At 39.3% G+C, this 300-nt stretch carries 1 protein-coding gene; it reads right to left on the bottom strand.

What is annotated here, in order from left to right; translation table 11 throughout:
* Window positions 1-185 (bottom strand): hypothetical protein (locus tag SB773_RS30995; RefSeq protein WP_410594085.1); only part of this gene is annotated, 185 nt, incomplete at its 3' end.
* Window positions 186-300 lie beyond the last annotated feature (115 nt).

The raw sequence follows: 300 nt of genomic DNA, 5'->3' as shown, positions 1-300 counted from the left end.
GCCATCGGGATGAATGAAATATACGCTCCCCAAAGAGCCGTGAGCTGGTCACAGATTCGTTGACTGGTTGTTTCATATCCGGCAATGATGGCAACTTTTACGATTGAAATGGGAAACACCCCCTTAAGTTCATCGCATCTATTCGTTTTTCTTTGTAGCAAAGAAAAAACTTCACATATTTTCATATATGAAGTAAGAGAAATGATCCCATCATGCGCCTTTTTGGCTGATGGTTCTATTTAGTTGTAACACAATTCTGTTTTCTTAAACATCCCTAAGTGTTGGAGGCACTTCTTTGTA

This window comes from Bacillus sp. SIMBA_074 (assembly GCF_046534555.1).
In the GTDB taxonomy this organism is placed as follows: Bacteria; Bacillota; Bacilli; order Bacillales; family Bacillaceae_G; genus Bacillus_A; species Bacillus_A mycoides.
The sequence above is the reverse complement of the archived record's forward strand: the minus strand, read 5'-3'. Positions and strand labels throughout refer to the sequence as shown.